Source organism: Streptomyces sp. NPDC005151, assembly GCF_053599875.1.
Genome location: NZ_JBSFYR010000015.1, coordinates 1 through 24,312, shown reverse-complemented (window position 1 = coordinate 24,312; position 24,312 = coordinate 1). Strand labels below are relative to the sequence as shown.

The window sequence follows — 24,312 nt, the reverse complement described above, 5'->3', positions numbered from 1 at the left end:
GGCCCGGAACAGGGCCGGGTAAGCCCAAGAGAAAGCGCGACATGACCATCCAGCTTGACCCACTCCAGGCGGTATACCGGCGGTATACTTTCGTCATGGCCGACACCACCGTCAAGGTTGACCCCGCTGTCCGTGACCGCCTCATGGTTCTCGCCCGCGAGCGCGGCCTGACCATGCGTGACCTGATCGCCGAACTGGCCGGGGCGACACCGACCCGGCCTGAACTCCAGAAGCGGTACGAGGAGACGAAGGCGTACTGCGAGACGCACTTCGGTGTGACGCTCACGGACGATGATCACGACAGGGCCGAGAATGTCTGGCAGGACCTGGAGGCCGGCCGGCCTGTGACCGGGTCGACGGCGGTGATCTATGACGAGTCCGCCCTCGTCGCGCTCGGAGCAGGCAATCGGCTTGCCTCGCAGCTCATGGTCAATACCGCGCACGGACCGACTCGGCACGTCTATGTACCGACCCTCTGCCTGGCAGCCGCAGACGGTACGAGGAAGGGGCTGGCTGATCATGTCGGTGCGCTGCCGGCCGCCGAGATCGTGGAGCTGGACTTCGCCGGTGCTTCTGCGGTGGGTGCGCTGATTCGCGATGGTGTCGAGTGGCACCTGGGCCACGCGATCCATCTTTCGCGGCCGACGCTGGACTGGCCGGACGGGCGCCCTGTGGTGACGGCAATGCCCGAGTTGTATGCGAACATGCCGCTTGTCAGGACTATTCGGCTGCCCGGCAAGCGTCGGCCGGGATGAAAGCGCGTGCAGGGCCAGATGCACTCGGTCCTGCACGCGCCCCCGCTCACCGCTGCCAGTCACCGCCCAGTAGCGTTCCACCGACTGCCGGCAGCCCCAGCGAGCCCGTGCCGAAGGGCACCGCCGACGTGTACACCGGCCGGGTCTTCCCGCCCGGCAGCACCCAGGCCGCGCCGCGCTCGTCCTCCTCGCACGCGCCCATCGGTGCCGCGGTGGCCGTGGCCGGTGGGGGCCGGCAGTGCAAGACCCTGCGAAGAGCCTTCAGTCCGCCCAGGTGAGGAACGTCGACCAGGCGTCGGGGGCGACCGCGAAGGTGGGACCGTCGGGGATCTTGGAGTCACGGACGTGGACGGCGTGGGGGCAGGTGGCCACCTCGATGCAGTCACCGCCACTGGGGTTGCTGTACGAGGACTTGTGCCAGTCGAAGGCGACCTCGATGCAGTTGCCGCCGCCGCTGTCGCTGTAGCTGGACTTGAACCACCGAAGGGTGCTGCTCATGCCTGTTCTCCTGCCAACCGCTCGATGAGGCCCAGCGATTCACGAGGACCCAGGGCCTGTGCCCGGATCTTTGCATATCGCTGGGCGTACGTGCTCACCTTTGCGGGCTCCGTGATCAACTTCCCTTCCTCCTGCGGCTCCAGGTAGATGAGGTGATCGTGTTCCGCGGTTTCTACGAGGTTCATGTCGCCATAGGCGCCCGCATGCTCGCCGCTCAGTCCACAGTCCAGCGGCAGCACCTGAAACGTCACGTTACGACGTCGCGCACACTCTGCGAGATACCGCATTTGGGCGTGCATGATTTCCTTGCTGCCGATGTCCCGGGTCAGTACAGCCTCTTCCAGGATCAGTTCGATCAGCGCCACCGGCTCCCGGTCGAAAAGCACCTTGCGGGCCACCCTTGCCTCGACCAGTTCTTCCACCCGCGGGTCGGTCAGCGGCGGGTAGCCGCCTCCGATCAGGGCCCGCGCGTACGCCTCCGTCTGGAAAAGCCCGTGGACGACGAGCGTCGCGTACAACTGGAGTCTCACCGCATCCTGTTCCAGCAACGCGTAGTTCTGGAACTGCTCCGGATACTTCTCCATCCGTACGTACCGTCGTGCGCTCTCGAAGATGCCCGTGCCGTCGCCGAGCACCCGTTCCAGTGCCGCCAGCATGTCGTCGCTCGCCGGCTGTGCGCAGGTCTCCATCGCGCTGACTGCCGCCGCCGAGTAGCCGATTTCGGTGCCCAGGTGTTCCTGGGTCCACTTCCGCTTGATGCGCATCGTGCGGGCGACCTCGGCCACCATCTGTACCGTCGGACTCGCCGTTTCCTTGTTCTCTGCTCGCGCCATTGCGATCCCTTTTCGACTCAACCGGTCTCAACCGGTCACTACTCGGCTCCACCGAAATCAACCCAGTTTCAGAGGAGTTCGCGCAGGTCAACGGGTATGCGACGCCCCTCGTCAGTCAGGGAGAACGCTAGCGAAACGGCCGCAGAATATCCCTGTGAATGCGCCGAATCATGAACTGAACCTTGATTGGATTCCGGCCTCGGGATTCCAACTCCGCAAAGCTGGTGTGCAATTCGACGCCGTGCGCGTCGACGGGGACGACGGGCGGAAGCTTGCCGCGCTGATGGAGGCCATGGCGGGAGGCGAGCCGGGCCCGGTGGTCACCGAGGCGAACGGGCGGCGGGCGGTGTACTTCCTGGTTCCGGCCGGGAGCACCGCCCGCAAGGCATGGCCGGACGGGGTGACGCAGCTGAACGCGCGTGCCGGGTGCGTGAGTTACGTACCGGTCCCGGCGCTGACCGGGCGGACCTGGCCGCTGGCGTGGCACTTTCCGCCGACGGCGCCCGGCAGGTTCGTCCACACGCTGCTGCTGCTCAACGCGGCCGGAGCGCTGCTCGGCTGAACCCTTCAGCCGGTCTTCGTGTACGTGATCTTCTCGCCGGTGTCCGGGTTCTCGCGGCGCAGAGTGCCGTCCGGCAACAGGGTCAGCGTGGTGGCCTTGCCGGGGGTGCAGGACGTCATGGGTTCGCCGAGCGTGATCGTGGAGGGGCCGATGTGGATCGGTCCGTCGGGGGACGGCTCGTCGGTCAGGTCCGCCTGGAAGACGCAGCGGTAGGTGCCGCCGGTGTCGATCGGACCCTCCGCGGTGAGGGTGAGGACGGTCTGGCCGACCTTGCCCTGCTGGATGACGAGTTCGCGGGTCGAGTGACCGGCGGCGTTGTCGATGCTTCCGGACCAGGTACCGAGGTAGCCCTCGGGGATGGAGCCGTCGCCGTTCTTCTCCTCGTCGGAGGGGGACGGGGAAGCGTCGGAGGGGGAGTCCGACGGCTCCTCGGACGGGCCGTCGGACGCGGACGGGCTGGGCGAACTGCTCGGGGACGCGCTGGACTTCGTGCCGTCGTCGCTCATGAGCGCGTACACCGAACCGCCCGCACCGATCGCGACGAGCACGGCGACCAAGATGAGAGCGACGGTCGAACCCGCCCTGCGGCGTACCGGTTCGGGCTGCGCGGCGGAGGCGGGATAGAGGGGGCCGTACGGAGGCGTGGAGCCGAAACCGGGGTGCTGCGGTGGCTGGTGCTGCTGGTGCGGATATCCGTAGCCGTACGGCTGTACCTGGCCGGGGTGTGGCTGGGCGGGCAACTGCGGGTAGCCGTACGCGGGGGCAGGGCCCGGTAGGGGGGTTGAGGTGCCGATCGCCGTGGGTATCGCATGGACCCCGCCGGGTGCTTGGGGGGCCGGAGGCTGCGGGGCCGGAGGCTGCGGGGCGGGCGGTTCCGCCGCCGCGGGCACCGCGTCCTGCGGATCGGACGGGTCAGCCGGTTCCGCGGGCTGTTCCGGCTCCTCCGGCTCCTCCGGCTCCTCCGGCTCCTCCGGCTCCTCCAGGTCCTCCAGGTCCTCCGGGTCCTCCGAGTCCAGCAGCTCCACCGCGTGACGGCCCAGCTGGGCGAGGAGCGCGCCCGGCAGCCACGGTTCGGCGGGCTCGTCCTCCGCCAGCCGCTCCAGGATCGCGTCCGTCGTCGGCCGGGCGGCCGGGTCCTTGAGGAGGCAGTCCCGGACGAGGTCGACCAGATCCACCGGGACACCGGTCAGGTCCGGGTCCTCCTGCGCGATCCGGAACATCAGCGCATGGACCTCGTTGTCCGCCCCGCCGAACGGAAGCCTGCCCGTCGCCGCGTACGCCAGCACCGAGCCGAGGCAGAACACATCGCACGCCGCGGTCACCCGCTCGCCCCGCACCTGCTCCGGCGCCATGAAACCGGGCGAACCGACCAGCGCCCCGGTGCGGGTGAGGCCCCCGTCGGTGACGGTGTCCAGTGCCCGGGCTATGCCGAAGTCGATGACCCGCGGACCGTCGATCGTCAGCAGGATGTTGGACGGCTTGAGGTCGCGGTGGATGAGCCCGGCGGAGTGGATGGCCTGGAGTGCGCGGGTCAGCCCGGCACCCAGGATGTGGACCGAACGCTCGGGCAGCGGACCGAAGGCTCCCGGGGCCGGCCCCACCGTTGCGCCCGCGCGCCCGGAGACGGTGACCTGGAGGGACGGCCCGGCGACGTACCCGGTCGCGACCCACGGCACGGCGGCCTCGGTGTCGGCGTCCAGCACGGGGGCCGTCCACGTCGAGCCGACCTGGCGTGCGGCCTGCACCTCCTGGCGGAACCGGTCGCGGAACTCCTGCTGCTCGGCGAGTTCCTGGCGTACCAGCTTGATCGCGACGGTACGGCCCCGGTCGGACCGGGCCAGATAGACCTGCCCCATGCCACCCGCGCCGAGCCGCCCCAGCAGGCGGTACGCGCCGATGCGTTGCGGGTCGGTGGACCCGAGCTTCTCCATGGTGTGCGACCTCCCCCGTACGGCGACACGCCGGACGGGTCGAGAATAGCGGCGCACGTCACGCCCCAGCAGTCCGCCCGGGTGCCGGTCCCCGTCCGCTGCCGGTTCCGTCCTCGAGCGCCGGACGGGCCGGGTTCAACCGCTGGGCGGGCTCGGGTTCACGCGCTGGGCGGGGTGGGTTGTGCGTCGGTCACGGCGTCGACTGCCACCGACAGCCGCTCCAGCACCCGCACCGTCTCCGCGAAGCCCTCCGCTCCCAGCTCCTCCTCCGCCGGTCGCGCGGCGAAATCCGCGTGGCCGGGGCCGCGCCGACCCGACACCCTGCCCACCAAACCGCCCCACGCCATACAGGTTGGCCATGTCAAGCCGCTCACCGCACGACCTACGCTCGCCGCATGACCCCTCATGCCTCCCATGCCTCCCACGCTCCGCAGGTCGACTCCGCGGCCGGTGCGGCCGTGAAGGCCGCCGACCGTGCGCACGTGTTCCACTCCTGGTCCGCCCAGGGCCTGATCGACCCGCTCGCCGTCGCCGGCGCCGAGGGGGCGTACTTCTGGGACTACGACGGCAACCGCTACCTGGACTTCACCAGCGGCCTCGTCTACACCAACATCGGCTACCAGCACCCCACCGTCGTCGCCGCGATCCAGGAGCAGGCGGGCAAGCTCGCCACCTTCGCTCCCGCGTTCGCGATCGAGGCCCGCTCCGAGGCCGCACGCCTCATCGCCGAGCGGACCCCCGGCGACCTGGACAAGATCTTCTTCACCAACGGCGGCGCCGAGGCCGTCGAGAACGCCGTCCGGATGGCCCGGCTGCACACCGGCCGTACGAAGGTGCTCTCCGCCTACCGCTCGTACCACGGCGCCACCTCCACCGCGATCAACCTGACCGGGGACCCGCGCCGCTGGCCGTCCGACAACGGCTCCGCGGGTGTCGTACGGTTCTGGGCGCCGTTCCTCTACCGCTCGCCGTTCTACGCCGAGACCGAGGCCGAGGAGTGCGCCCGCGCCCTCCAGCACCTGGAGGACACCCTCGCCTTCGAGGGGCCCGCCACCATCGCCGCGATCATCCTGGAGACGATCCCCGGCACGGCCGGCATCATGACGCCTCCGCCCGGCTACCTCGCGGGCGTCCGCGAGATCTGTGACCGGTACGGCATCGTCTTCATCCTCGACGAGGTGATGGCCGGCTTCGGGCGCACCGGCACGTGGTTCGCCGCCGAGCACTTCGACGTCACACCCGACCTGATGACCTTCGCCAAGGGCGTCAACTCCGGTTACGTACCGCTCGGCGGTGTCGCCATCTCCGCGGAGATCGCCGCCACCTTCGAGACCCGCCCCTACCCGGGCGGACTCACGTACTCCGGTCACCCGCTGGCCTGCGCCGCGGCCGTCGCCACCATCGGCGTCATGGAGGACGAGAAGGTCGTCGAGAACGCGGCCCACATCGGTGAGACCGTCCTCGGCCCCGGCCTGCGTGAGCTCGCCGAGCGCCACCCGTCGGTCGGCGAGGTGCGCGGTCTCGGCGCGTTCTGGGCGCTGGACCTGGTCCGCAACAAGGAGACCCGGGAGCCGCTGGTCCCGTACAACGCCGCCGGCGCGGCCAACGCGCCGATGGCGGCGTTCGGCGCGGCCTGCAAGAAGAACGGCCTGTGGCCCTTCATCAACATGAACCGCACCCACGCCGTTCCGGCCTGCAACGTCACGGAGGCCGAGGCCAAGGAGGGTCTGGCGGCCCTGGACGTGGCCCTGTCCGTCGCGGACGAGCACACCGTCTGACGCACTCCGCCCGCATTCCACGGGCCAGCCGCATGGCGTCCCTCCCCCCTGCCCGGATCAGGGCACACCGGCCCTGGCTTAAGGTGACCGGAAGCCGAAAAGGGAGGGTCGCCATGCGCGCGAGTGGAACGGTGACCCGCAGTACGCTGCGGCAGCAGATCGCGGACGCGCTGCGTGACGAGGTGCTTGCCGGGCGTCTGCAGCAGGGACGGGAGTTCACCGTCAAGCAGATCGCCGAGCAGTACGGGGTCTCCGCGACGCCCGTCCGCGAGGCGCTTTTCGATCTCTCCGCGCAGGGCCTGCTCGAATCCGACCAGCACCGCGGGTTCCGGGTGCACGAGTTCACCGTGGACGACTACCGGGCGATCGTCGAGGCCCGCACCCTGGTCGTCGACGGAGTCATCCGCAGCATCTTCGACGGGCCGGTCCGCCCGAAGGGTGCGCAGTCGGCGAAGTACCGCGACGCGCTGGTCTCCGTGCGCCGTCGCGCCGAGGAGGCCGCACGGGCGGCGCGGGGCGGTGACCTCGACATCCTCATCGGGTACGACCTGCGCTTCTGGCGTGAGCTGGGCGCGTTCGTCGGCAACACGTACATCACCGACTTCCTGCACCGGCTGCGCATCCAGGCCTGGGTGTTCGCCGTGCCGTACCTCCGCAGCGACGTGGATGTGCGCGACTGGCTCTGGAGCGGTCACCCGGACCTGGTCGCGGCGATCACGCTCGGGGACCGCGACGCGGTGCGCGCGGTGATCGACGGCCGCAACGCCCACTCGCTGAGCTGGGCGGAGCGGCTCGCGGCCGGCAACCCGCCGCATCCGGGGCACGGCGGCTGACGGTCCGGCGGCGAGGTGTTCCGCAGCCGGTCATGAAGGGCCACTGTGCGCGACGGCCCCCTCGCACTTACGCTGTCCCGACCATCGCGCGAACCGCGCGAGATCCCGTGGGAGAGCGAGACTTCGTGGCCTGTGACCTGTGGCTGGTCCCCCTCGTCGATGTGCTGTGCCACAGCCCCGACAACCCGTTCGCCGAAGAGATAGCCGTCTACGACAACGCGCTGGGCGAGGCCGGACTCCCGGCCGTACCCGTCTACGCCTACATGCCGGGTCTGACCGGCGATGTGGCCCCGGTCGCGGGCTTCGACTACGACGCACTGCACTTCCTGCGCCGCGCCTATCTGCTGCAGCTGAGCGGTCTCGCCGTCACACCGGTCGACGAACTGGGCGGCGACTACGAGCAGCTGCTGGAAATGTTCGAGCCGACGGCGCGGCAATCCCACCTGGTCTGGCACTACGACCATGCGGGGGCGTACGTCCCCGTGGACTTCCCCTCCCCGCTCTCCAACGACCAGCTGCTGGAGGGAGGCGGCCCGCTCGGCTCGGCGCACGGGCTGCTGCGGGAGCTGGAGTACGTCGCTCCGTCCATCGGCATCGACCCGGCGAACCCGCCGGCCGCCCCGCTGCCGCCCGTCGCGCCGACCTCGCTGGAGGAGCCGGCGAGCCCGATTCCGTACGCCGGCAGCCCGTTCGCCCGGGAGCGGCACGTCTGGCTGGGCCTGCACGCGGCGGTGACCCGCAGCCTCGCCCAAGGCTCCATGATCATCTTCAGCTGACGCGGCGGCCCGGACCGCCGAGTTCACCGCCCACCGGAGTCACCGCCCACCGGAGTCACCGCCCACCGGGACCACCCGTCACCGGGGTGACTCCGGTGGTCGCTGCCGCGGCATGTTCGGCCGGGTCACCGACTGCATCGGGAACCGCCCCTGCGCCGCCCCCGGCTCCGTACGCCCTCCGATCCCGCTCCCCGAGACCAGTGCCTGCATCCCCATCGGCGCAGGCCCGGCCCGGAATTCCACCATCCAGTCCGCGGTCTCGGACCGTACGAGATCCGTGATGTCCTCCGAGAACCGCCGCAGCACCCCCAGGCACCGCTCGGCCGCCTCGCTCGCCGTCCCCTCGGTCGGCCCGAGCACCTCCCGTACGCACTCCGACGCCCAGTCGAACTGCAGCACCTGAAGCCGTCGCTGCACGGCCTGCGCCGTGGCGAGGTTCCTTATCCAGCCGGAGGTCAGGCCGAAGTACCGGTCGCAGGCCATGCAGGCGGCACCCAGCAGCAGCGAGAGATAGCCCCAGCCGGCCGCCCCGTGCAGCGCGCCCGTCAGATCGAGCAGCGGCAGCGCCGCGCCCGCGACCGCCCCGGCCGCCGTGCCGATCCGCAGCGCCCTGGCGCCGCGCCGCTTCCACACCCGGTCGTTCAGATACCAGCCGGCGGTGCGCAGCGCCTCGGCCTCGACCCAGCGGTACAGCTCGTCGAGGCGTTCCGCGGGTTCACCCCAGTCGCCGAGCGGGAACGGCTGTCCGGTCAGATCCCGGCCCCGCGCACGGAAGCCGGAGCGCGGCTCCGAGCCCGGCCCGGAGCCCGGGCCCGAGCCCGGCGGAACGGCCGAACCGGGCGCGCCGGACTCGTTGCGGGGCGCCCTCTCGGGCTGCATCTCCGGCTGACTCACCCGGGCACTCCTCTGCACTCTGCGTTTTCGACGTTTCGGACGCGCGTATGGGACACGTGCATGCGACGACAGGCGGACCTTCGACGCGGCCGCCCGTCCCGCTTGTGTAACCCTGCGTGACGGACGACGCACGTGTGCGTATTGATATGCATGCCCTTCCTACCGCCGAATGGTGGGCCATGGGGCCGAAATCGCGGTATTCCTGGGTGTGCATGCCCTGTGATCAGGTATAGGAGTCTTGCCGTAGTTGACCGGGTCTCACCCGAAAGGGTTGCTCGACAGTGGGTGGGGCGCGGTTCCCGGTGACCACGTAGGCTCGGCATGCCGAAACATTTGTCGTCGAAATGCCAGGAGTGACCGTGATTCCCGGTGGTGGCCAGCCCAATATGCAGCAGCTGCTGCAGCAGGCCCAGAAGATGCAGCAGGACCTCGCCCAGGCTCAGGAGGAGCTGGCCAGGACCGAGGTCGACGGTCAGGCGGGTGGCGGTCTGGTGAAGGCGACCGTCACCGGCTCCGGCGAGCTCCGCAGCCTCGTGATCGACCCCAGGGCGGTCGACCCCGAGGACACCGAGACGCTCGCCGACCTCGTCGTCGCCGCAGTCCAGGCGGCGAACGAGAACGCGCAGGCGCTTCAGCAGCAGAAGCTGGGCCCGCTGGCCCAGGGGCTGGGAGGCATGCCCGGTCTTCCCTTCTGATCCGGCTGCACAGCAACTACCGTACGTACCACGAGGACAACAACAGCAGTAGCGGTCGAGGCACTCGGCTCAGGAAGGCGTTCCGTTGTACGAAGGCGTGGTTCAGGACCTCATCGACGAACTGGGCAGGCTGCCCGGCGTCGGTCCCAAGAGCGCGCAGCGGATCGCTTTCCACATCCTGCAGGCCGAGCCCACCGACGTGCGCCGTCTCGCCCGGGCCCTCCTGGAGGTCAAGGACAAGGTCCGGTTCTGCTCGGTGTGCGGCAATGTCGCGCAGGAGGAGCAGTGCGGGATCTGCCGCGACGCACGCCGCGACCAGACGGTGATCTGTGTGGTCGAGGAGCCGAAGGACGTCGTGGCGGTCGAGCGGACCCGTGAGTTCCGGGGCCGCTACCACGTGCTCGGCGGGGCGATCAGCCCGATCGAGGGCGTCGGCCCGGACGATCTGCGCATCCGTGAGTTGCTGGCGAGGCTCGCCGACGGCTCGATCACGGAGCTGATCCTGGCCACCGACCCCAACCTGGAGGGCGAGGCCACCGCGACCTACCTGGCGCGGATGATCAAGCCCATGGGGCTGCGGGTGACGCGGCTGGCCAGCGGGCTGCCGGTGGGCGGCGACCTGGAGTACGCGGACGAGGTCACCCTGGGCCGCGCCTTCGAGGGGAGGCGCTTGCTGGATGTCTGACCCCGCCCCGTACGACACCTGCACCACGGCCGGGATCTTTGCGGACGAAACCTTGACGTCTCACGGCGGCTTTACGTTCAGCGGCGCTATGTTCTACTCACCGTTCGCGACCGTGCCCACGGGAGGTCCCCTCGATGTCTGACGCCACGCTGAATTCCGTAAGGCAGGACCCGGACGACTTCGCCGTCCAGATCGCGGACCAGATCAAGACGTTCATCGTCGCGGTCACCGAGATTTCCAAGGTCGACGAGCCGGAGCAGGCCGTTCCGACCCTGCTCCTCCAGGTCTCCCAGCTGCTCCTCGCGGGCGGCCGGCTCGGCGCGTACGAGGACGTCCTCCCGGACGAGCGCTACGAGCCGGACCTGGGTGCCGAACCGGACGCCGACGGCCTGCGCGAGCGGTTCGCGGCCCTTCTCGAACCGATCGACGTCTACTCCGAGGTCTTCGACCCCTACGAGCCCCGCAAGGCCCCGGTCCCGGCCCGCATCTCCGACGACCTGGCCGACCTGGTCACGGACCTGCGTCACGGCCTGGCCCACTACGAGGAGGACCGCGTCACCGAGGCGCTGTGGTGGTGGCAGTTCTCCTACTTCTCCAACTGGGGCTCCACCGCCTCCGCGACCCTGCGCGCCCTCCAGTCCCTGGTGGCCCACATCCGCCTGAACCAGCCCCTCCAGGAACTGGACGGGCTGGACACGGACTCGGAGACCGTCGACGACGACCTGGCCGAGGAGGCGGGCCGGGTCATGGCCGAGGAGATCGCGGGACCGCTGGGACTGCGCCCGGTGCAGTAGCCGTCCGGCCGGGAGTGACCCCGTGGGGCCCGGCCCCCGTCACCCTCCGTCGCAGCGCAGATCGGCCGCCCGCAGGGAGCCCGGCTGTGCGCCGTTGTCCGTGCGGGACACCCACCACAGCTCGTCCGGGCCCTGGCGGGTGCCGCTCACCGGGATGCCCGGGGCCAAGTGGCCGGCGATCTCCGTCCACGGGTTGGCGCCCGCGCAGATCGGTGCGTCCGTGTGGGTAGCAAAGCAGGTGCCGCCCGCATGGGCCGGGGCGGCGGCCAGGGGCGCGGAGGCGAGGGCGAGAAGCAGCGGGAGGGTGCGGAGCGGCTTGTGCATCGGGGGGAGTTTCCGGGGGCGGTCCGTGGCGTTCCGGTTCACTCTGGAGGGACGGACCCGGAGATCGTGGACCTTGCCCGGTGTGGGCTGAGCCACATGCCGGCGTGGTGCCGGGATTACTGGGCAGCAGACCCGTACGAGCAGTCCGGGCGACACGCCGATGATCACGTGGTGAGCGGGACATCTCACGATGCGATATCAGCGGGGCGATTCCGGACTGCTCGTTAAACTGAGTCGACCGCAGTAATGGATTGAGCGAGGAGCGCACGTGGGCCTTGTCGTGCAGAAGTACGGAGGCTCCTCCGTAGCCGATGCCGAAGGCATCAAGCGTGTCGCCAAGCGAGTCGTCGATGCCAAGAAGAACGGCAACCAGGTGGTTGTCGTGGTGTCGGCGATGGGCGATACGACGGACGAGTTGATCGATCTCGCCGAGCAGGTGTCACCGATGCCTGCCGGGCGTGAGTTCGACATGCTGCTGACCGCCGGAGAGCGGATCTCCATGGCCCTGCTGGCGATGGCGATCAAAAACCTGGGCCACGAGGCCCAGTCGTTCACGGGCAGCCAGGCCGGCGTCATCACCGACTCGGTCCACAACAAAGCGCGCATCATCGATGTCACGCCGGGCCGTATCCGGACCTCGATCGACGAGGGCAACATCGCCATCGTCGCCGGGTTCCAGGGGGTGAGCCAGGAGGGCAAGAACATCACCACCCTCGGCCGCGGCGGGTCCGACACCACCGCCGTCGCACTCGCGGCCGCGCTGGACGCCGAGGTCTGTGAGATCTACACCGATGTGGACGGTGTCTTCACCGCCGACCCGCGGGTCGTGAAGAAGGCCCGGAAGATCGACTGGATCTCCTTCGAGGACATGCTGGAGCTGGCCGCGTCCGGCTCCAAGGTGCTGCTGCACCGGTGCGTGGAGTACGCACGCCGCTACAACATCCCGATCCACGTCCGCTCGTCCTTCTCCGGACTGCGCGGCACCTGGGTCAGCAACGAGCCGCAAGGGGACCAGAAGGTGGAGCACGCGATCATCTCCGGAGTCGCCCATGACGTCTCCGAGGCCAAGATCACGGTCGTCGGCGTGCCCGACAAGCCGGGCGAGGCCGCAGCGATCTTCCGCACCATCGCGAACGCGGAAATCAATATCGACATGGTGGTGCAGAACGTCTCCGCCGCGTCGACCGGTCTGACCGACATCTCGTTCACGCTGCCGAAGGCCGAGGGCCGCAAGGCCATCGACGCCCTGGAGCGCAACCGTGGCACGATCGGCTTCGAGTCGCTGCGCTACGACGACCAGATCGCGAAGATCTCCCTGGTCGGCGCGGGTATGAAGACGAACCCCGGGGTCACCGCGGCCTTCTTCGAGGCGCTGTCCGACGCCGGTGTGAACATCGAACTGATCTCGACGTCCGAGATCCGCATCTCGGTGGTCACCCGCGCCGACGACGTCATCGAGGCCGTGCGCGCCGTGCACACCGCCTTCGGCCTCGACAGCGACTCCGACGACGCCGTCGTCTACGGGGGCACCGGCCGATGACACCTCGCCGCCCTTCGCTCGCGGTCGTCGGAGCGACCGGGGTGATCGGCGGCGTCATGCTCCAGATCCTTTCGCAGCACGCGGACGTCTGGGGCGATATGACGCTGATCGCCTCGCCGCGCTCGGCCGGCCGCAAGCTGGTCGTACGCGGCCAGGAGACCGAAGTCCTCGAACTCACCGAGGACGTGTTCGACGACGTGGACGTGGCCCTCTTTCTGGTGCCCGACGACGTGTCCGCACGATGGGCACCGATCGCCGTGTCCAAGGGTGTCGTCGTCATCGACGACTCGGCGGCGTACCGGATGGACACGGACGTGCCGCTGGTCGTGCCCGAGATCAACCCCCACGCCGTACGGATCAGGCCGCGCGGCATCATCGCGAGCCCCAACTGCACCACGTTGTCGCTGATCGTCGCCGTCGGTGCGCTGCATGCCGAGTTCGGGCTGCGGGAGCTCGTCGTCTCCTCGTACCAGGCAGTGAGCGGCGCGGGCCGCGACGGCGTCGTGGCGCTGCGCGAACAGCTGTCGATGGTCGCGGGCACGGAACTGGGCACCAGGCCCGGGGACGTACGCCGCGCCCTCGGGGACGCCGAGGACTCGCCGTTCGCCGCGCCGGTGGCGCTCAACGTCGTGCCGTGGGCCGGGGCCGACGCCGGGGACGGCTGGTCGTCCGAGGAACTGGCGATCCGCGACGAATGCCGCAAGATCCTGGACCTGCCGAGCCTGCGGGTCGCGGCGACCTGTGTGTACGTACCCGTCATCGCGACACACTCCATGTCCGTGCACGCCCGCTTCGAGAACGAGGTCGCGGTCGACCGGGCGCACGAGATTCTGGCGACCGCGCCGGGCGTCGTCCTCTTCGACAGCCCGGCATCCGGCGAATTCCCGACGCCGTCCGACGTCGTGGGGACCGACCCGGCCTGGGTGGGGCGGGTCCGGCGGTCGCTGGACGATCCGCGCGCCCTGGAGCTGTTCGTCTGCGGCGACAACCTCCGTAAGGGAGCGGCGCTGAACGTGGCGCAGATCGCCGAAACAGTGGCCGCAGAATTTCCCCGGACCTGATCCGACCGTTTCTGTACGCTCTGTGGACCCCCGGTGAACAAGTTGCTGGTCTGAACCTCTTGAGCTGGGACGTTGCGGTGGCCGACGATGACCTTTGGCCTGCTGGAACCGGCGGCCGGGGAGCGTGCGTCTACGCGGTCACTTCTTGCGCGGCGGGGCGCGAAATCGTGGCATTCGGGGAAGAGCAGGTACGTATGAGGGTATGTCGCACAGCGCCAAACGCGGTGCCGTACGCGTACAACCCTGACGGGGGGAAACGTGTCCAACAGGCGTGGCAGAGGTTCTCGATATCACAGTGGTGGGCCCGTTGCGGGGCGCTTCAGTGCGTCCGCTCCGGAGGCCCCGCGCACCCGGCGGTATGCCGGTGATTGCGCCCATGCCCGCTGCGCGCCCCGCCCAGCTCCCGTCGCAGCGCGAGGGCGTTGAGCGCGGCGTGGCAGCCGGAACCACCGTTGACCACCTCACCGAGACCTACCGCGCCCACTACCGTTCGCTGCTCGGCCTCGCGGCCCTGCTGCTGGACGACACCGCGTCATGTGAAGACGTGGTGCAGGAGGCGTTCATCCGTGTGCACTCGGCGCGCAACCGGGTACGTGAGCCCGAGAAGACACTCGCGTACCTGCGCCAGACGGTCGTCAACCTGTCGCGCTCCGCACTGCGCCGCCGCATCCTCGGGCTGAAGCTGCTCTCCAAGCCGATGCCCGACATGGCGAGCGCCGAGGAGGGCGCGTACGACCAGCTGGAGCGGGACGCGCTGATCAAAGCGATGCGGGGGCTGCAACGGCGCCAGCGAGAGGTACTGGTGCTGCGCTACTTCGCGGACATGACCGAGGCCCAGGCGGCCGAGACGCTGGGCATATCGCTGGGTTCGGTCAAGGCGTACGGTTCGCGCGGAATCGCGGCGCTTCGCGTCGTGATGGAGGCCCAGGCATGAACTGGCGCGAGCGCAGGCAGGGACGCACGCATGAGCGTGGGATTGACCGGACTGGAAACGGAATTGTGAACCACGGGCCGGAGAACACCTCGAACGCGCAGCCGAACGGGGATCGGGACCCGCAGTCGGATGCGGACGCCGCCACGCAGGCTGCCGCATCCGTGACGGGTGCGGCAGGCGCGCAGGAGGCGCAGGGCGGGGGCGACGATCCCGCCGGAACGGCCCGGCTCGGAAGTCTGTCGGAGCTCCTCGGCACGGACTCCGACGACGGTTCCGGCGTAGCCGGCGGCTCCGGCCCTGACCTGGAGGAGCTCGCACTGCGCCGCATGTTCCACGGCGCCGTCCAGAACCTCGCACCCACCGACGGTGCCCTCGACCACCTGCGGCATGCCGTTCCCGCCCGGCGCGCCCGGCGGCGGCAGGCCGTCGTCGGCATGGCGGCGGCGGCGCTGCTCATCGGCACCGCGGTCCCCGCGTTCGTCCATGTCGCCCGCTCCACCGGCTCGGACACCGCCACCCCGGCCATCGTCGGACACGGCGAGCAGGCCCAGGGCGGCAACGGCGCAGATTCCGGTTCGACGGCCGACGAGAAGAGCCACGGCAGCAGCACCGACGGACACAACAACGGCTCCAACGGCCACCCCAACAGCACCAGCAGCCCCTCGGGCCGCGGCGACACGGGCACCGACGGCAGCGCGTCAGGCGGAGGCGCCGACCCTGCCGACACCGCGGCGGCTTCGACGCCGGTCTGCGACCCGGGGCAGCTCGGTGTCGCCTCCGCCCAGGCGGGCGCGGCCGGTGCCGACGGCACGGTGTACGGCACGTTCCGTATCTCCAACACCTCCGGCACGGACTGCACCGTGACCAGCAGCGGCACCGTGGGCTTCGAGACGACGGGCGCGGCCGACCCGGCCAGGATCGATGTCGTCCAGCACACCGCGGGCGACCCGGCGGCCGGACTGCCCGACCCGTCGCAGGAGGCGGGCGCGGTGCTGCTGAAGCCGTCCATGACGTACGAGGTCCAGTTCGCCTGGGTACCGAAGGACACCTGCCCGACCGCCGGCAGCTCGCCGGCCCCGACGCCGACCGACGGCGCGGTGGGTACCAGCGGCGGCACCAGTGAAGGGACGCCGCAGACGGCGCCGCAGTTCGGTGGCGAGGACGGTGGCGGAACGCTGGAGGGCAGCGTCGCCGTGACACACACTCCGGAGCCCGGTTCGTCGGTCGCGGCGGCGAGGATCCCCAACGCCTGCGCGGGCACGATCTACCGGACGGGCGTGATCGCCCCGTCGGCGTAGCGACGACGCACATACGTGAGGGGCCCGCCGGTTTCCGCCGGCGGGCCCCTCACGTATGTGCGTCAGCACGCCTCAGGTGCTGTCCGTGTCCGCACCGTCCGCGAGGCCGAGCCGCACATCCCGCGCGGCCTCCGCCTCGCGCCGGACGAGCCGGAACCACATGAAGAGCACGAAAGCGGCGAAGACGAACCACTCGCCGGTGTAGCCGAGGTTCTGGAACGCCTTCAGGTCGAGCCCACCGCCCTGCGGCGCGACGGCGGGTACGGGGCGCAGAGCAGTGGCCCCGCTGTTCTTGGCGTCGGTGCTCTTGCTGTCGGTGTCCTGGAGCGTCACCCATGCGTCGTACACGTCGTACGGGACGAGGTTGACCAGTGACGCGGCACTGATCATGCCGAGCTGGCCGTCCGGGAGTCCGCCCGCCGGGTCGACGCCCGCAGTCCCCGCGTTCTCGGACGCCTGTAGGTCGCCGGTCACGGTGACTTCACCGGTCGGAGCGGCGGGAACCGCGGTCTGCCCGGCCTTGCCGGGCAGCCAGCCGCGTACCACCGGAAGCGCCTTGCCGTCGTCGGTGCGCAGCAGGTTCAGGACGTAGAAGCCGCTCTTGTCGTCGAGTTCCCGGCCGGGCACCAGGAACTGGTCGGCGTACCGGCCCGTTGCGGTGGCGGGGCGCCCGGACGTCACCTTGTCGACCGGCAGGAGATCGTCGAGCGGTTCGGCGGCCCTGCTGCCCGGGGCGGGCTGCTCCTGGGCCTGTTCGTGTGTCTGCACGCGGTCCTCGAAGCGCCCGAGCTGCCAGGTGCCCATGAAGACGCAGAACGGGATGGCCAGGACGGCGAAGAGGTTGATCCCCCACCATCGCGGGGTCAGCAGGAACCGGTACACCCCTCCACGGTACGGTCCCCGCTCCGGGGTGCCGCAAGCACCCCCAACCGCCCGGGCCAGGACGCCGGTCACCCGGGACGCCGCCGGGCGGGGCGGAGGTCGGCACGGGACGCCGCGCCGGAGCGTGGCGGGGCCCCCGCGCGGCCCGGGCGCCACCAGGGCCCCCGCGCGGCCCGGGCGCCACCAGGGCCTGGCGCGGGCCCGGACGCCGCTACCCGAGGTGCCGTCGGGCGAAGTCGAGTTCCAGCCGCACCTGCTTGATCCGCTCCTCGACGACGAGCGAGCCGTGCCCCGCGTCGTACCGGTACACCTCGTGCGGGGCGCCCCGGTCCTTCAGGCGGTCCACATAGTTCTCGACCTGGCGGATCGGGCAGCGTGGGTCGTTGACTCCCGCCGAGATGTAGACCGGTGCCTTCACGGCGCCGGCGTACGTCAGCGGGGACGAGGCCTCGAACCGCTCGGGCACCTCCTCCGGCGTGCCGCCCAACAGCGTGCGGTCCATCGCCTTCAGGGCCTCCATCTCGTCGTGGTACGCCGTGACGTAGTCGCCGACCGGGACCGCCGCCAGGCCCAGCGCCCAGTCGTCCGGCTGCGTACCCAGGCCGAGCAGGGTCAGATAGCCGCCCCACGAGCCCCCGGCCAGCACCAGCTTCTCCGGATCCGCGAGCCCGGACTTCACCGCCCACTGCCGTACCGCCGCGATGTCCTCCAGTTCGATCAGGCCGACCCGGTGCTTGAGCGCGTCCGTCCACGCCCGCCCGTAGCCCGTGGAGCCGCGGTAGTTGACCCGGACCACCGCGTAGCCGTGGTCCACCCAGGCGGCGGGCCCGGACGCGAACTCGTCACTGTCGTGCCAGGTGGGGCCGCCGTGGATCTCGAAGACGGTCGGGAACGGTCCCTCCACCGGGGTGGCGGGCCGCTGCACGAGCGCGTGGATCCGGCCGCCCGGACCGTCCACCCACACGTCCTCCACCGGAACCGAATCCGGAGCCTTCGCGCCCGGTGGATCGAGCACCACCGCACCCGTCGTGGACCGCACGACGGGCGGCTGCGCGGCCGACGACCACAGATACTCCACCGTGCCGTCCGGCCGGGCCGTGGCACCCGACACCGATCCGGCCGGCGTCTCCACCCGTACCGGAGCGGTATCGGTGCCCGGCTCGAACCGCCACAGGTCGCTGCGGGCCTCGAAGCCGTGCACGATCAGCAGCGCGGAGCCGTCCGGATACCACTCGGCGCCCACGTCGCCGGGCAGATCGATCGCGAGGTCCGTCTCCGTCCCCGCCACCGGATCCCAGATCATCGGCTCCCAGCGTCCCCGCCGCTGATGCCCGATCAGCAACCGGGTGTCTCCGGCCACCGGCGCGAAGCCCAGCACGGTCAGCCCCAGCTCCTCCGTACCCCCCTTGGTGTCGTCGAGCTCGGCGACCGTCGTTCCGTCCGGCCGCACCACGCGGAGCGCCGAGTGCATCGCGTCGCCGTGCTCGGTGTGCTCCAGGGCGATCAGCGTCCCGTCGTGCGACAGGTCCCCGACGCCCGCCGACTCGCGGTGCCGGTAGATCTCGACGGGCGCGGACCCCGGCCGTACGACATGGACCGTCGTCCCGTCCTCGTCGGTGGAGCGGCCGATCACCGCCGTCCCGTCCCGCCCGATCGCGAGCCCCGCCGGGTAGGAGGGGGCGAGACCGGGAGCCGCGGGCAGGTCCGCCGTCCCTTCACCGCCACCGCCGTGGAACGGCTGGCGCATCCACACCCCGAACTCGTCCCCGTCGGTGTCGTCGAACCACCAGATCGCCTCGCCGTCCGGGGTCAGCACCCCGTCCGTCGTCCCGTTCGGCCGGTCGGTGACCTGTCGCTGATCCCCGCTCGCCCGGTCCCATGCGTACAGCTCGTACGTCCCCGTCGCGTTGGAGACGAACAGCGCACGGTCCGGCGCGTCCTCCGCCCAGTCGGGCAACGACACCCGGGGCGCCCGGAAGCGCTGCTCCCACACCGGAACGGAATCGGTCGTCGGTGCCGGAACGGAGCCGTTCGCCCGCGCCGGAGCGGAGTCGGTCGTCGAGCCAGTGATCTCAGTCATGCCCCCCATTCTGCGTCGGGCACGGAAAATCCGTTCACATCGTCCTCAGCCTGTGGATAACCTTCCCGGCATGTACTCCCCGACTCCGGACGACTGGCGCGAGGCCAACCGCGCGCGCTGGGACGAGCGCGTGGCGATCCATACGGCGAGCGACTTCTACGACCTCGACGCCTTCCGGGCGGGCAAGGACGCGTTGCGTGCGTTCGAGCTCGCGGAGGTCGGGGACGTCGCGGGAAAGTCGCTGCTGCATCTGCAGTGCCACATCGGGCTCGACACTCTCTCCTGGGCCCGGCACGGCGCCACGCACGTCGTCGGGCTCGACTTCTCCGAGCCCGCCGTCGAGACCGCCCGTGGTCTGGCCCGCGAGCTCGGGTTCACCCCGGACCGGGCGGCGTTCGTCGCCGCCGATGTGCATGACGCGGCGGAGGCCGTCCCCGACTCCTCGTACGACATCGTCTACACCGGCGTCGGTGCGCTGAACTGGCTGCCGGACACCCGCCGCTGGGCCGAGATCGCCGCCGCGCTCGTCGCGCCCGGCGGATTCCTCTATCTCGCGGAGTTCCATCCGCTGACCGACTGCCTCGATGACGCGACCGGCTCGACGATCACGTACGACTACTTCAGCCGCGACGCATGGGTCGACGAGACGCCGGGTACGTACGCGGACCTCGACGCACCGACCGTCCACAACCGGAGCGTCGAGTGGCAGCACCCCGTCGGTGACGTGGTGTCGGCGCTGGCCGCCGCCGGACTGCGGATCGAGTTCCTGCACGAGCACGACGCCTCGCTCTTCCAGCGGTTCGCGGCACTGGAGCGGCACGCCGACGGGTTCCACCGCTTCCCGCCCGACCGGCCCCGCATTCCACTGATGTACTCGATCAAGGCGTCGAAGCCGGCTGCGGGTTGAGCGAAGGCCGGTTGTCAGTGGTGGGGTTCAGACTCGAACCATGACTGCCGATCTGCGCGCCACGGTGGAGACGTACTGGACCGCGGCCGAGACACGTGACTGGGACACCTTCGCGACGACGCTCGCCGAGGAGGTGCTTTACGACCTGCCGCAGACCCGCGAGCGCATCCGCGGCAAGGAGCGGTATCTCCGGTTCAACCGGGAGTATCCGGGGGACTGGCATGTCCGTGTTGAACGGATCGTGGCCGACCGGGCAGGCGAACAGGTGGCCGTACGGACGCTGTTCACCGTAGGCCTGGAAGAGATGCACGCCATCCACTTCTTCACGGGGGACGACCAGGGCCGGATCGTGGAGATCACGGACTTCTGGCCGGAGCCGTACGAGCCCCCGGCAGGGCGGGAGCACCTCGTCGAGCGTTACTGAGTTGCGGCTTCAAGGGCAGCCTCCACGGGGGTGGGGCCGGCCCGGTCCCAGCCGGGGGCGCGAACGTCCACGGTGAGGGTGTTCATCACGACCTCCTCGCCGCAGGTGCGGCAGACCCACGCGGCGTCGGCCGCGCCTGAGCGGGACGGCAGACGTGTGGCGGCCCACCGGAGACTTCCCGGCGGACCGACACCTTTCCGTACCGTACGAACGCGTTACCCGTTGCGTGTCACGCGACCGAGCGGAAGGCGGGCAGATAGCCGCCCGACTGCCCCGCGGCCTTGGGGTGGTATGACTCACCGATGTTGAGCCAGTTGACACTGTGCAGCCACGCGCTGCCGGAGCAGATCTCGCGCCCGCTGAACTCGTCGACCACGCTGGAGAACGTGAATCCGGCATTGGCCGCCTGCTTGGCGATGACACCGTTCAGCACGTTGGACGCGTTGTTGATGGCCGAGCGCTCGGTCTCGGAGAGCCCGGCGATGCAGGTCCCGCTCAGCTGGTAGAACCGCGGATATCCCAGCACCACCACATGAGCCTGCGGGGCACGGGAACGGATGGCGCTGTACAGCGAACCAAGGCCGGACGGAAGCGAGTTCTGCATCTGTGAGACAGCCGCGTTCACGCCGCTCAGGCAGGTGGACTCGCTGTACAGGACGCAGTTCGACATGACATCGGCGAAACCGACGTCGTTGCCGCCCGCGGTGACGCTCACCAGGGTCGTGGACGAACTCAGTACGCCCAGCTGAGTGCCGGCGACCGAACTCGTCGTGGCACCCGAGCACGCGACGAAGGCGAACGAGGACGGAGAATTCGCCGCCGCCCAGAGGTAGGGGTAGGCCTTGGTGCTCCGGTCGCAGTTGCCGGAGTTGGAGAGATAGCTTCCCGAGCCGACGCCGGACGAGTAGGAGTCGCCGAGGGCGACATACCCGCCGGCGGCGGCCGAGGCCGGCTGGGCCATGCCCAGCGCGGCCACGACGGCAAGGACCAGGGTGGATGCGGACGCCCAGAATCTCCGTACTGACATGCCTGTTAGACCTCCGGTGTGGGGGGTGGGTGGGGGGTTGAGTGAGCGAGGACGTTTCTAGCAGCTGGTGCTACCCGCCGGTAATAGCTGCGCCAGAACTCGTCTGAAATGCCCGAATGATCGTTCGTTCGGGCATGCTGATCCGCCCGTCCACCGTGGGTTGCCGGTCGGTCTTAGTCGACGCGCCTCGCTGAAGCCGGGGTCGCGACATCGAGATGTCCCCCCAAGGCCCTGGAAAACGTGTGCCGGACGCTGCGCCTCGGGACACAGGAACGGGCCCGCCCTATCCGTCCGGCAGGGCCCAACTCGCCGTCCTCGTGCGGCGCGACCAGGAGTCCGGTCGGCCCAGGGTTACGGCGCGAGATCGACCGGAGGGCGCCGCTCCCGGCCAAGTCGGTCAACCCTACGGGGACATGCCCAGGCCCGACTCCGCGGGCGCCGAAGTGATCGATGCGGAGGGGCTGTTCACCCTGTCCTGACGGGCCGGAACGCACGGCACGCCCGGCCGGCGGCACTCAGGCGGTCCCACTCCGAACTGTCGCTCGGCGGGCATCCCGGAGATCCTGCGGAGAGCCGACGGCGTGGTGCGCCCGGAGGGCGTCAGTGCCGCGACGCTGCTGGGCGCCGTGTCGGCGCAGGACGCGGACATCATCACGCTGCTGGACGCGGGCATCGCCACGCCCCCTGACACGGGCATCATCACGCCCGCTCGACTCGGACACACGTCATGAACGCGCCCGGCCACGCCGACGCCGGCTCGTCAGACGCTCACCGATGCCGAACTGCGAGCGGTGTTCGGACACGGCCGGCCGAGCGGCGGCAAGCTGGACTTCGGCGCCCCGCCCCCAGGAGCTGCGCCGCGTGCGCAAGAACCTGCTCCCGTCGGACGACGGACCGGTCACCCTGACCGTGGCCACGACGGGACCCGGCGCCCCCGGTATCGACAGCGCGCACAGTTGCGGTCTGCCCGGCGACCGGGATGACGATGCCGGTATTCGGTGCGCAGGCGGCAGTACGACGGATCCTGACGACCGGGATCACCACCGGCCCCGGTATCGACATCGAAACCTGCCGCAGCGGGCGGTCTGTTCACCGCGATGCGCTTCACGGTCGCAACCGACCGGGCGAACGCGCCGGACGAGGAGTCCGCACTGGGCGCGCGGGAGGTGCTACGAAATCATCGAAGGGGCGCGCGGCATCGGGCCCAGTGGCTGGGCAAAGTGGCCGATCCGGTCCCGCTCACGCCAGGCGACCTGAACCCGGCGCCGATGCCGACGGCTGCGGAGCGGTCGCGCTGACCGTGCGCCCGGGCACAGGGGACACGGTTCTCGTCGTCGGGTGGATCACGGAACGGGGTGGGTGACCGCTCACGCGACACCACGCGGCTTCGCAGGCCGGCCGCGGCATCAGCGGCATACCCGCGGGGCGCCGCCACAGATGGCGCCCGGGGCTGCGCGAATTCAGGCCGACGGGTGCACTCTGTGGTGGCCCCCACGCGGGGTGCCACCACAGCGCTTCGGTCGCGGTCGGCCGCCGAAGATCAGTTGTGCCCGAACCTACGCTGCTTCCGGTGGGAGACCTGCTCCGATATCGCGCGCACAGGCCCAGGAGCTTCCGGAATATGCGCCTGCGTCTGATCCTTCGTCTCCGCGGACGCGCTGCGTTCGTGGCCACCTGTGCGGGCACCGCGATTCTGTCGGCTCTGCTTCTTGCTCACGATTACGCCTCCTGTAGCCGATCTCGGACGAGGGGCCACTTTCAGATTCGCATGTGAGTACGAAGCACGCATTCCGGACGGCCGGGGCTGAGGGCCTGGAGTGCGGCCCGTCGCGAGGTGCCGGATTGCCGCCTGCGCGGACGGTCCGACCGTGCGAGTCCGAGTAGCGCGGTGCGTCGCTGCTCAGGGGAGCCCGGTCCCGCGGGGCGATTTCGGCGATCAGGCCCTCTATCAGCGCCCTGATCTCGTCGCGGATGGGGCGGACGGCTTCGACGCCCCGGCCAGCCGGGTCCTCCAGTTTCCAGTTGAGGTACCGCTTGCCGGGGAAGGCCGGGCAGGTGTCGCCACAGCCCATGGTGATGCAGACGTCCGATTCCTTGACCGCGTCGACGGTGAGGATCTTGGGGGTCTCGGCGGAGATGTTGATGCCGACCTCGGCCATGGCCTCGACGGCGGCCGGGTTAACGGCGTCACCGGGGTCGGAGCCGGCCGAGCGGACCTCGACGCGGCCCCCGGCCAGGCGGGTCAGCCAGGCGGCGGCCGTCTGGGAGCGGCCGGCGTTGTGGGCGCAGACGAACAGCCACGGACGGCTTCTCGGGCATCGGGGATCTCTCTGTGGATCCTCGCCGCGATGGCCGCCGGGCTGGGACTGGGCCGGTTCACTGCTGTCGCTGCGGCCCGAGGCGGCCGTCCTTGGTGTTCACCTCAGCCCGGCACAGCCCGTCCTCCGCGTACAGGCGCGTGCGCACCTTCCAGCGGTGGCGGCGCCGCTGGACGTGGGCGCGCCAGGCGCCAAGCTGCGGGGTGTCGAAGTACGTGCTGAGGTAGCTGGTCGTACGCCGTCCGGCGAGGTCGAGGACACGGTGGCTGTCGGCGAGCTGGTCGGCGAAGAAGCGTGCGCGGTCGAGCGGGAGCAGGTACTTGCGGTCGGTGCGGTGCTGGAGTGCGGCGGCCGCGTCGACCTCGGCGAGCGTCGCCCCAGTACGTGCCCTCTGACGCGTAAATAGCAGCAGGTCAGGGTAGGTGTGGACGTGTTTGGGTGCCCGGTGGCCGTTGGTGGCTGCCGGGTGCCTGGTTCGGGGAG

At 70.2% G+C, this 24,312-nt stretch carries 26 protein-coding genes and 1 pseudogene; 15 read left to right on the top strand and 12 right to left on the bottom strand.

Annotation, left to right across the window (positions count from 1 at the left end):
* Positions 1-41 precede the first annotated feature (41 nt).
* Entirely contained in the window at positions 42-755 is a 714-nt protein-coding gene (locus tag ACWD6R_RS11340; protein WP_451818469.1) for a hypothetical protein, read from the top strand.
* Positions 756-801: 46 nt separating this feature from the next.
* Here the strand turns inward: ACWD6R_RS11340 and ACWD6R_RS11335 are convergent, their stop codons facing one another.
* Genes ACWD6R_RS11335 through ACWD6R_RS11325 form a run of 3 tightly spaced genes read right to left on the bottom strand, consistent with a single transcriptional unit; the run spans position 802 to position 2,086 of the window.
* Positions 802-957, bottom strand: a complete 156-nt coding sequence (locus tag ACWD6R_RS11335) for a hypothetical protein (RefSeq protein ID WP_451818468.1) — start codon at positions 955-957, stop codon at positions 802-804.
* Between the two features lie 59 nt (positions 958-1,016).
* Positions 1,017-1,253 carry a DUF397 domain-containing protein gene (locus tag ACWD6R_RS11330; protein ID WP_451818467.1) on the bottom strand — a complete coding sequence of 79 codons (237 nt, stop codon included), beginning with the start codon at positions 1,251-1,253 and terminating at the stop codon, positions 1,017-1,019.
* Positions 1,250-2,086 carry a helix-turn-helix domain-containing protein gene (locus tag ACWD6R_RS11325; protein WP_451818466.1) on the bottom strand — a complete coding sequence of 279 codons (837 nt, stop codon included), beginning with the start codon at positions 2,084-2,086 and terminating at the stop codon, positions 1,250-1,252. The genes ACWD6R_RS11330 and ACWD6R_RS11325 overlap by 4 nt, the downstream gene beginning before the upstream one ends.
* Positions 2,087-2,240: 154 nt before the next feature.
* Between ACWD6R_RS11325 and ACWD6R_RS11320 the strand changes: the two genes are divergently transcribed.
* The gene (locus ACWD6R_RS11320; RefSeq protein WP_451818465.1) at positions 2,241-2,648 is read left to right on the top strand and encodes a hypothetical protein; all 408 of its coding nucleotides are present in this window, start codon (positions 2,241-2,243) and stop codon (positions 2,646-2,648) included.
* Between the two features lie 5 nt (positions 2,649-2,653).
* On the opposite strand, the gene ACWD6R_RS11315 is transcribed toward ACWD6R_RS11320, so the two are convergent.
* Complete coding sequence (locus ACWD6R_RS11315) at positions 2,654-4,579, bottom strand: serine/threonine-protein kinase (protein ID WP_451818464.1); 1,926 nt, start codon at positions 4,577-4,579, stop codon at positions 2,654-2,656.
* A 158-nt stretch (positions 4,580-4,737) separates the two neighbouring features.
* Complete coding sequence (locus ACWD6R_RS11310; RefSeq protein ID WP_451818463.1) at positions 4,738-4,899, bottom strand: hypothetical protein; 162 nt, start codon at positions 4,897-4,899, stop codon at positions 4,738-4,740.
* Positions 4,900-4,974: 75 nt separating this feature from the next.
* Between ACWD6R_RS11310 and ACWD6R_RS11305 the strand changes: the two genes are divergently transcribed.
* The 3 genes from ACWD6R_RS11305 (at position 4,975) to ACWD6R_RS11295 (ending at position 7,966) form a co-directional block, all read left to right on the top strand.
* Positions 4,975-6,357 carry an aminotransferase class III-fold pyridoxal phosphate-dependent enzyme gene (locus ACWD6R_RS11305; protein WP_451818462.1) on the top strand — a complete coding sequence of 461 codons (1,383 nt, stop codon included), beginning with the start codon at positions 4,975-4,977 and terminating at the stop codon, positions 6,355-6,357.
* A gap of 113 nt (positions 6,358-6,470) precedes the next feature.
* Positions 6,471-7,190, top strand: coding sequence for a GntR family transcriptional regulator (locus tag ACWD6R_RS11300; protein ID WP_451818461.1), 720 nt, complete (start codon positions 6,471-6,473; stop codon positions 7,188-7,190).
* Positions 7,191-7,315: 125 nt separating this feature from the next.
* On the top strand, positions 7,316-7,966 hold the full coding sequence (locus ACWD6R_RS11295) for a hypothetical protein (protein WP_451818460.1): 651 nt from the start codon (positions 7,316-7,318) through the stop codon (positions 7,964-7,966).
* 78 nt (positions 7,967-8,044) lie between these two features.
* Here the strand turns inward: ACWD6R_RS11295 and ACWD6R_RS11290 are convergent, their stop codons facing one another.
* Positions 8,045-8,845, bottom strand: coding sequence for an SLATT domain-containing protein (locus tag ACWD6R_RS11290; RefSeq protein WP_451818545.1), 801 nt, complete (start codon positions 8,843-8,845; stop codon positions 8,045-8,047).
* A 374-nt stretch (positions 8,846-9,219) separates the two neighbouring features.
* Between ACWD6R_RS11290 and ACWD6R_RS11285 the strand changes: the two genes are divergently transcribed.
* From ACWD6R_RS11285 to ACWD6R_RS11275, 3 genes are all read left to right on the top strand, one after another.
* Complete coding sequence (locus tag ACWD6R_RS11285) at positions 9,220-9,555, top strand: YbaB/EbfC family nucleoid-associated protein (protein WP_451818544.1); 336 nt, start codon at positions 9,220-9,222, stop codon at positions 9,553-9,555.
* Between the two features lie 85 nt (positions 9,556-9,640).
* Positions 9,641-10,240 (top strand): recombination mediator RecR, encoded by a 600-nt coding sequence (gene recR / locus ACWD6R_RS11280; RefSeq protein WP_451818459.1) that lies wholly within the window; start codon positions 9,641-9,643, stop codon positions 10,238-10,240.
* A gap of 134 nt (positions 10,241-10,374) precedes the next feature.
* Complete coding sequence (locus ACWD6R_RS11275; protein ID WP_451818458.1) at positions 10,375-11,034, top strand: DUF5063 domain-containing protein; 660 nt, start codon at positions 10,375-10,377, stop codon at positions 11,032-11,034.
* A 39-nt stretch (positions 11,035-11,073) separates the two neighbouring features.
* On the opposite strand, the gene ACWD6R_RS11270 is transcribed toward ACWD6R_RS11275, so the two are convergent.
* On the bottom strand, positions 11,074-11,358 hold the full coding sequence (locus ACWD6R_RS11270; protein WP_451818457.1) for a hypothetical protein: 285 nt from the start codon (positions 11,356-11,358) through the stop codon (positions 11,074-11,076).
* A gap of 268 nt (positions 11,359-11,626) precedes the next feature.
* Between ACWD6R_RS11270 and ACWD6R_RS11265 the strand changes: the two genes are divergently transcribed.
* The 4 genes from ACWD6R_RS11265 to ACWD6R_RS11250 all read left to right on the top strand — a co-directional run bounded on the left by ACWD6R_RS11265 (position 11,627) and on the right by ACWD6R_RS11250 (position 16,191).
* Entirely contained in the window at positions 11,627-12,898 is a 1,272-nt protein-coding gene (locus tag ACWD6R_RS11265) for an aspartate kinase (protein ID WP_451818456.1), read from the top strand.
* Complete coding sequence (locus ACWD6R_RS11260; protein WP_451818455.1) at positions 12,895-13,959, top strand: aspartate-semialdehyde dehydrogenase; 1,065 nt, start codon at positions 12,895-12,897, stop codon at positions 13,957-13,959. The genes ACWD6R_RS11265 and ACWD6R_RS11260 overlap by 4 nt, the downstream gene beginning before the upstream one ends.
* Positions 13,960-14,317: 358 nt before the next feature.
* On the top strand, positions 14,318-14,893 hold the full coding sequence (locus ACWD6R_RS11255) for a SigE family RNA polymerase sigma factor (protein WP_451818454.1): 576 nt from the start codon (positions 14,318-14,320) through the stop codon (positions 14,891-14,893).
* Between the two features lie 65 nt (positions 14,894-14,958).
* Complete coding sequence (locus tag ACWD6R_RS11250) at positions 14,959-16,191, top strand: hypothetical protein (RefSeq protein WP_451818453.1); 1,233 nt, start codon at positions 14,959-14,961, stop codon at positions 16,189-16,191.
* A gap of 72 nt (positions 16,192-16,263) precedes the next feature.
* Here ACWD6R_RS11250 and ACWD6R_RS11245 read toward each other — a convergent pair whose 3' ends face one another.
* Positions 16,264-17,073 carry an SURF1 family protein gene (locus ACWD6R_RS11245; protein WP_451818452.1) on the bottom strand — a complete coding sequence of 270 codons (810 nt, stop codon included), beginning with the start codon at positions 17,071-17,073 and terminating at the stop codon, positions 16,264-16,266.
* Between the two features lie 211 nt (positions 17,074-17,284).
* Complete coding sequence (locus tag ACWD6R_RS11240) at positions 17,285-19,153, bottom strand: S9 family peptidase (protein ID WP_451818451.1); 1,869 nt, start codon at positions 19,151-19,153, stop codon at positions 17,285-17,287.
* A 70-nt stretch (positions 19,154-19,223) separates the two neighbouring features.
* On the opposite strand from ACWD6R_RS11240, the gene ACWD6R_RS11235 reads away from it, so the two are divergent.
* Both ACWD6R_RS11235 and ACWD6R_RS11230 read left to right on the top strand, forming a co-directional pair.
* Entirely contained in the window at positions 19,224-20,060 is an 837-nt protein-coding gene (locus ACWD6R_RS11235) for a class I SAM-dependent methyltransferase (protein ID WP_451818450.1), read from the top strand.
* 40 nt (positions 20,061-20,100) lie between these two features.
* Positions 20,101-20,484 (top strand): nuclear transport factor 2 family protein, encoded by a 384-nt coding sequence (locus ACWD6R_RS11230; RefSeq protein WP_451818449.1) that lies wholly within the window; start codon positions 20,101-20,103, stop codon positions 20,482-20,484.
* Positions 20,485-20,713: 229 nt separating this feature from the next.
* Here ACWD6R_RS11230 and ACWD6R_RS11225 read toward each other — a convergent pair whose 3' ends face one another.
* Positions 20,714-21,511 (bottom strand): SGNH/GDSL hydrolase family protein, encoded by a 798-nt coding sequence (locus ACWD6R_RS11225; protein WP_451818448.1) that lies wholly within the window; start codon positions 21,509-21,511, stop codon positions 20,714-20,716.
* A gap of 581 nt (positions 21,512-22,092) precedes the next feature.
* On the opposite strand from ACWD6R_RS11225, the gene ACWD6R_RS11220 reads away from it, so the two are divergent.
* A complete protein-coding gene (locus ACWD6R_RS11220; RefSeq protein ID WP_451818447.1) occupies positions 22,093-22,242 on the top strand; it encodes a hypothetical protein in 150 nt (49 codons plus the stop codon).
* A gap of 1,188 nt (positions 22,243-23,430) precedes the next feature.
* Here ACWD6R_RS11220 and ACWD6R_RS11215 read toward each other — a convergent pair.
* Together ACWD6R_RS11215 and ACWD6R_RS11210 are read right to left on the bottom strand one after the other, a co-directional pair.
* A pseudogene (locus tag ACWD6R_RS11215) lies at positions 23,431-23,830 on the bottom strand (arsenate reductase ArsC); the annotation flags it as partial.
* 57 nt (positions 23,831-23,887) lie between these two features.
* Positions 23,888-24,312, bottom strand: a 425-nt coding sequence (locus tag ACWD6R_RS11210) for a VTC domain-containing protein (protein ID WP_451818446.1), incomplete at its 5' end; no start/stop codon positions are given.

Coding starts and splice junctions, on each gene's coding strand:
- ACWD6R_RS11340 (WP_451818469.1), top strand. CDS start 42: ATGACCATCCAGCTTGACCCACTCCAGGCGGTATACCGGCGGTATACT.
- ACWD6R_RS11335 (WP_451818468.1), bottom strand. CDS start 957: ATGGGCGCGTGCGAGGAGGACGAGCGCGGCGCGGCCTGGGTGCTGCCG.
- ACWD6R_RS11330 (WP_451818467.1), bottom strand. CDS start 1,253: ATGAGCAGCACCCTTCGGTGGTTCAAGTCCAGCTACAGCGACAGCGGC.
- ACWD6R_RS11325 (WP_451818466.1), bottom strand. CDS start 2,086: ATGGCGCGAGCAGAGAACAAGGAAACGGCGAGTCCGACGGTACAGATG.
- ACWD6R_RS11315 (WP_451818464.1), bottom strand. CDS start 4,579: ATGGAGAAGCTCGGGTCCACCGACCCGCAACGCATCGGCGCGTACCGC.
- ACWD6R_RS11305 (WP_451818462.1), top strand. CDS start 4,975: ATGACCCCTCATGCCTCCCATGCCTCCCACGCTCCGCAGGTCGACTCC.
- ACWD6R_RS11300 (WP_451818461.1), top strand. CDS start 6,471: ATGCGCGCGAGTGGAACGGTGACCCGCAGTACGCTGCGGCAGCAGATC.
- ACWD6R_RS11290 (WP_451818545.1), bottom strand. CDS start 8,845: ATGCAGCCCGAGAGGGCGCCCCGCAACGAGTCCGGCGCGCCCGGTTCG.
- ACWD6R_RS11275 (WP_451818458.1), top strand. CDS start 10,375: ATGTCTGACGCCACGCTGAATTCCGTAAGGCAGGACCCGGACGACTTC.
- ACWD6R_RS11270 (WP_451818457.1), bottom strand. CDS start 11,358: ATGCACAAGCCGCTCCGCACCCTCCCGCTGCTTCTCGCCCTCGCCTCC.
- ACWD6R_RS11260 (WP_451818455.1), top strand. CDS start 12,895: ATGACACCTCGCCGCCCTTCGCTCGCGGTCGTCGGAGCGACCGGGGTG.
- ACWD6R_RS11255 (WP_451818454.1), top strand. CDS start 14,318: ATGCCGGTGATTGCGCCCATGCCCGCTGCGCGCCCCGCCCAGCTCCCG.
- ACWD6R_RS11240 (WP_451818451.1), bottom strand. CDS start 19,153: ATGACTGAGATCACTGGCTCGACGACCGACTCCGCTCCGGCGCGGGCG.
- ACWD6R_RS11235 (WP_451818450.1), top strand. CDS start 19,224: ATGTACTCCCCGACTCCGGACGACTGGCGCGAGGCCAACCGCGCGCGC.
- ACWD6R_RS11230 (WP_451818449.1), top strand. CDS start 20,101: ATGACTGCCGATCTGCGCGCCACGGTGGAGACGTACTGGACCGCGGCC.
- ACWD6R_RS11225 (WP_451818448.1), bottom strand. CDS start 21,511: ATGTCAGTACGGAGATTCTGGGCGTCCGCATCCACCCTGGTCCTTGCC.